This is a genomic window from Rudaea sp. (genome assembly GCF_036383415.1).
GTDB lineage: Bacteria > Pseudomonadota > Gammaproteobacteria > Xanthomonadales > Rhodanobacteraceae > Rudaea.
The window spans coordinates 1-5,128 of sequence record NZ_DASVOK010000294.1 but is presented as its reverse complement, the minus strand read 5'-3'; the positions used below and the strand labels follow the sequence as shown (position 1 = coordinate 5,128).

Here is a 5,128-nt window from a genome sequence, read left to right as displayed (position 1 = left end):
GAGGCGGCCGTCGGCGAGGTCGAAGTAGTCGTAAAAGTCGCCGGATATCTCGTGCGCGGGCAGATTGACGCCGAGCAACGGGAAGTGGCCACGGCGGCGTTTCGGCAGCAGCGACTTCTGGATCGAACGGGCCAGGCCCATCTCGCGACGGATGCGCTGCTGCTCGGCGACCTCGAGTGCGAGGCGCGCATTGTTGATCGCCAGCGCCATCGGCGCGGCGACGAGGCGCAGGATCTCTGCGTCGTCCGCGTCGAACGCGCCGCCGTCGCGGCGGTTGATGATTTCGAGTGCGCCGATCGGTCCCTGCGCGGTCGCGAGCGGCACGCACAGGATCGCGCGCGTGACGAAGCCGGTCTCGGCATCGACGCGCGTGTTGACGCGCGCGTCGCGGCGCGCGTCGTCGCTGCGTTGCGGCGCATTCTCGGCGACGGCGCGGCCGACCACGCCCTGGCCGACCTCGAGCTTGAGGCCGACGATGTCGACCGGGCCCGCGCAGACCTTGCATTCGAGCAGCTTCGTCGCCGGATCGAGCAGGAACAGCGACGCGCCTTCGGCGTGCATGAAGTCCATCGTGCGCGCGAGCGCAGGGCCGAGCGTCGTCTTCAGATCGAGCGAGACGGCGAGCGACTGCGACAGGTCGGCGAGGAAGCCCAGCGCGCGCCGCCCGCCTGCGCGCGCGGAATCGCGCGGATCGGCGGCAACGGGGTGCAAGGCGTTCAGAACCTGTCCTCAAAGCGTAGCGAGCGAAGGCAGTTCGCGTGCGCACGGAGCGCAGGAACCGGAGTGTACAGTCGAGTACATGAGGATTCCGAGCACCGTACGCACGCGAAATGCCGAGCGCAGTAGCTTGGAGGACAGGTTCTCACGGCGGCGGCTCGGTACCCGGTTTGCTTTCATCGCTGCGCACGTCGCGGCGACCGCGCGCCTCGCGCATGCCCCACAGCGTCAGCAGCGGGCCGGAAATTACGTACAACGCCGCAATCACGAACAGCACGAGCGCGGTATCGACGTAGAGCGCGACGAGGATCAACACCGCGATCGGGATGATCGCGAACGGCACCTTGTCCGATTTCGGCCCCGACTTGAAGCTCCAGTAGCGCACGCGGCTGACCATGAGCCCGCCCGCGAGCACGGTCAGGAAGGGCGCGACGAACTGCGCCATCGTACCGTCGATGCCGTATTCGGTCGCGGCCCACAGCGAGGACATCAACAGTCCCGCCGCCGCGGGACTCGCCAGCCCCTGGAAGTAACGCTTGTCGGCGACGCCGACCTGGGTGTTGAAGCGCGCGAGCCGCAGCGCCGCGCAGGCGGCGTAGACGAATGCCGCGCCGAAGCCGATCTTGCCCCAGAGCGGGCCGTAGGCCTTGAGCGTCGACAGCGACCAGGCATACATGACGACCGCGGGCGCGATGCCGAAGCTGCACATGTCCGACAGCGAGTCGTACTGCACGCCGAATTCGCTCTGTGTATTGGTCAGGCGCGCGACGCGGCCGTCGAGCGAATCGAGGATGCCGGCAACGAACACCGCGACCGCAGCGCCGACATAATTGCCGGCGAATGCGGCGAGCACGGCGTAGAAACCCGAGAACAGCGCGCCCGTGGTGAACAGGTTCGGCAGCAGGTAGATGCCGCGGCGCGGTTTCGGCTTGAGGTCGGAAACGGAATCCACGCTGATCCTGCTCGGGTCTAGGCAATGAACTGAAGTGTACCGCAAGCCCTCGCGGGGTTAGGACAACAGGCCCTATAATCGACACCGTTCAGCCGTTCGGGAGCCCTTTCATGCCTCGCGCCAGCGCCGTTCAGTCAAGTCGTGTTGCATGGCTTCCGTTCGCGCTAGCCGTGCTGTTTGCGCAAGCTGCCGGAGCGGCCGATTTGTATCGCTGGACGGACGCAAACGGCGTCATCCACTATTCCGACACGCAACCGCGGGGCCAGAGCAAGGCGACGCGCGTACGCATCACTGGTGCGGAAAGCACCGACTCATCCGCGCAAACGCCACCGGCCGGTTCCGCCACGACCGATCCGAGCCAGTCGACTGCGGCGGCGCCCACGGCGGCCGCCGATACACAGGAAAACCGCAAGCAGGCCTGCGACAAGGCCCGCTCGACGTTGGAACTGCTGCAAGGCAAATCCCCGCTCGCCGATGCCGCAAGCGGCAAGCCGCTCGACGCGAAGGCTCGCGCCGAGCGGATGGTTGCAGTACAACAGAACGTCGCGATTTACTGCCGGAATTCTCAGTGATCGTCGGGGTTCAGCGCAGTTCATTCTCAAACTGTATTTACATCTGATTGACCGAGCCGGTCGGGGCTCCGTCGCCAGACGTATTACCGCTCACGCGATTGTTGCCGAAGGAAACGATATTCCCGCTGCCATCGGCGAACAGGCCTACCTGATTGTTCGTGACTTGCACGTTGGACAAGCGGACCGTCGACAGGCTTCCGTGCGAATAAACGCCGCCGGTTCCATTTGACGACACGTTTCCTCCTTCAATCGAAAGTGTCACGGCGGTGGAATTGGAAAACGCGATGAAGCCGCGGTTGACGTTATTGCTGGCTACGCTGTTTTGCACTACCACGTGGGAATTGTCTTCGGCACGCAGCCCGCGTCCGCTGTGTTCCATCGTGGTATCGGTGATGGTTACATTTGCCGTGGCTCCGTTGGTGGGATGGATCCAGATTGCTCCCGAACCCACAATTTGCGGGCCGATGTTGCTCACCGCCGTGCGCGAAATATTCACGCTCGCGTTATTGCTCGGGTTGATGTCGATGCCTTGCTGGGAGAAGCCGAATATCCGGCAATTGTCGATGTACAGCGCGCCTCCGCTGATGAAGCGGATCCCGTTCAATCCCGCGTTGACGTTTCCGTTGCCCAGAAGGCCGTCGAATTCCATATCTCGGATCATGACCACATCGTTCGGTTGCGCAGCGACAACGAAACCGTTGGTTCCTGCGACAAGCGTCGAACTCGTCCCCCCCTTGCCGACGATGGAGATGGATTTGGTGATCGTCAGCGCACCGAAGCCACCCGGATCGAGGGCATCGATCTCGCCGCCCGGCGCTGTTTTCGAAATCGCGCCCGCCCACGTTTTGCAAGGAGCAGTGCGGCTGCACGGATTGGCATCGTCGCCTACTCCGGAAACCCAGGTGCGCGTGGCCTGCGCGTGAAGTGAGGTGGCAACAGCGAATTGGAGCAAGAGCAACAACAGGCCGTGGACGATATGTTTACTGTTCATGATTGTTCCCCTTGAACGAATGAAAGACCTTGGAGCGCTACTCGTTGGCAACGAGCGCGCGAGCGTAGTTAACATTCCCTGCCGAAAACGTCCTCGAACAAATCGAATCCGAGTAAGCAGTGCATTCCACGCACAGCCTGTCAAAAATATTTTTCAATGTGATGCAAGCTCTCCGGATTTGGCCGCGCATCAGCGCGAGCGATTCGCCACCGCCGTGTCTCGCTGCGGACGTTGCATTTGTGTTGACGGGATTCGCAGCGGAAGTGGCCCCGAATGTCGGAGCCGGCGAACTCACAGCGATTTGGGGTACGTTGAACTGTCGCCCTCCGGGGCGACGCTGGAGCCATCGCGACCCGCGAGAGCCGCCGTGCGGCCGCTCCACTCGACGAGACCGCCCGCCGCACTTTATCGCGGCTGTTGAGCTGACGGCTAATGCTTGGTTTCGAGCATGGCGATTGCGTACATCGAGGCCTTGCGCGGACGCCGATGGCACATGCACTGTGCATGCGCTTAGGGCCCGCACAACCATTCCACCTCGGACGCTCATCGGAATCCTCGCCAATTCAGGATTTAATCGCCATGGAACGGAATCGGTAGTTCACATTCCTTCGGCTGTCCCGCAATTGCCTGAAGCCTGTTTCTCTATCCGGCTCAACCGGAATGTAGCGAACGTACTCCGAAAAGGCTCCGCGTGTCGTATCTCCGACGTCGCGCGGTCGCCTCAAGATTGCCCACAATTTCGTCTATGGCTCGCGCCGTTATTGTATCCAAATCTTTGCTTGCTTTAGGTCGCTTCTTGAGGAAAGAGTTCTGCGAACCAGTTCCGCTATGCACTGCGCGGCCATGGTTTGAGCGCGGGTTCGTCCCCGGCAACTTCGAAGGGTCGCTACGCTATGAGCATAGCCCTACTGACTGTCACTAACGCAATCAGACCGAAGTTTCGAGTCAGCACTTGATTTCGGAACGTCGGAATCGGCGATCAGCCTTTGGCTCGCATACGTCCTCGACGTTCGGCGGCCGCAAACGCGTACTCGCCACCGTTTGGCTGCATTGTGCACTGCAGCTACAATCGCGGGCCCTGTCGAGCCTTTGCGAATCCCCATGCGCCTGTCCCAGTTCCACCTCGCCACCGTCAAGGAAGTACCCGCCGATGCGGAAATCGCCAGCCACCGGCTGATGTTGCGCGCGGGCATGCTGCGCAAGCACGCCGCCGGCCTCTACACCTGGTCGCCGCTGGGCCTGAAGGTGCTGAAGAAGGTCGAAAACATCGTGCGCGAGGAAATGAATCGTGCCGGCGCGCTCGAAGTCATCATGCCGACTGTGCAGCCGCGCGAACTGTGGGATGAAACCGGCCGCTGGCAGAAATTCGGCCCGCAACTGCTCAAGATCAAGGATCGCAAGGAAGCCGAATACTGCTACGCGCCGACCGCCGAGGAAGTGGTTACCGACTTCGCGCGCGGCGAGCTGAAAAGCTACAAGCAGCTGCCGGTCAATTTCTACCAGATCAACACCAAGTTCCGCGACGAGATCCGCCCGCGCTTCGGCGTGATGCGCGCGCGTGAATTCCTGATGAAGGACGCCTACTCGTTTCATCTCGACGAGGACGGCCTCGGCCGCGAATACGACAACATGTATGCGACCTACGCGCGCATCTTCACGCGCCTCGGCCTCGCTTTCCGCGCGGTTGCCGCCGACACGGGCGCGATCGGCGGCAGCCGCAGCCACGAGTTCCAGGTGCTCGCCGACTCGGGCGAGGACGCGCTCGTGTTTTCCGACGGCTCCGACTACGCGGCCAATGTCGAACTCGCTGCGGCGCTGCCGCCCGGTCCGCGCGCCGCGGCGGGCGAGGCGCTGCGCGACGTGCCGACGCCGGGCAAGTCGACCTGCGCCGACGTC

General features: G+C 62.8%; 5 protein-coding genes. 2 read left to right on the top strand and 3 right to left on the bottom strand.

Annotation, left to right across the window (positions count from 1 at the left end; translation table 11 throughout):
* Together VF497_RS11190 and pssA are read right to left on the bottom strand one after the other, a co-directional pair.
* On the bottom strand, nt 1–711 hold a 711-nt coding region (locus VF497_RS11190), incomplete at its 3' end, for a GAF domain-containing protein (RefSeq protein ID WP_330888691.1).
* A gap of 151 nt (nt 712–862) precedes the next feature.
* On the bottom strand, nt 863–1,669 hold the full coding sequence (gene pssA, locus VF497_RS11185; protein ID WP_330888689.1) for a CDP-diacylglycerol--serine O-phosphatidyltransferase: 807 nt from the start codon (nt 1,667–1,669) through the stop codon (nt 863–865).
* A 110-nt stretch (nt 1,670–1,779) separates the two neighbouring features.
* Here pssA and VF497_RS11180 point away from each other — a divergent pair, with 110 nt between their 5' ends.
* Nucleotides 1,780–2,241 (top strand): DUF4124 domain-containing protein, encoded by a 462-nt coding sequence (locus VF497_RS11180; protein WP_330888687.1) that lies wholly within the window; start codon nt 1,780–1,782, stop codon nt 2,239–2,241.
* A 37-nt stretch (nt 2,242–2,278) separates the two neighbouring features.
* Here the strand turns inward: VF497_RS11180 and VF497_RS11175 are convergent, their stop codons facing one another.
* On the bottom strand, nt 2,279–3,232 hold the full coding sequence (locus tag VF497_RS11175) for a right-handed parallel beta-helix repeat-containing protein (protein ID WP_330888685.1): 954 nt from the start codon (nt 3,230–3,232) through the stop codon (nt 2,279–2,281).
* A 1,101-nt stretch (nt 3,233–4,333) separates the two neighbouring features.
* On the opposite strand from VF497_RS11175, the gene proS reads away from it, so the two are divergent.
* The coding region (proS, locus tag VF497_RS11170; RefSeq protein ID WP_330888683.1) for a proline--tRNA ligase at nt 4,334–5,128 on the top strand (795 nt) is incomplete at its 3' end.

Excerpts from the sequence above, each read along its gene's own strand:
- VF497_RS11175 (WP_330888685.1), bottom strand. The coding sequence starts at position 3,232 with ATGAACAGTAAACATATCGTCCACGGCCTGTTGTTGCTCTTGCTCCAA.
- VF497_RS11180 (WP_330888687.1), top strand. The coding sequence starts at position 1,780 with ATGCCTCGCGCCAGCGCCGTTCAGTCAAGTCGTGTTGCATGGCTTCCG.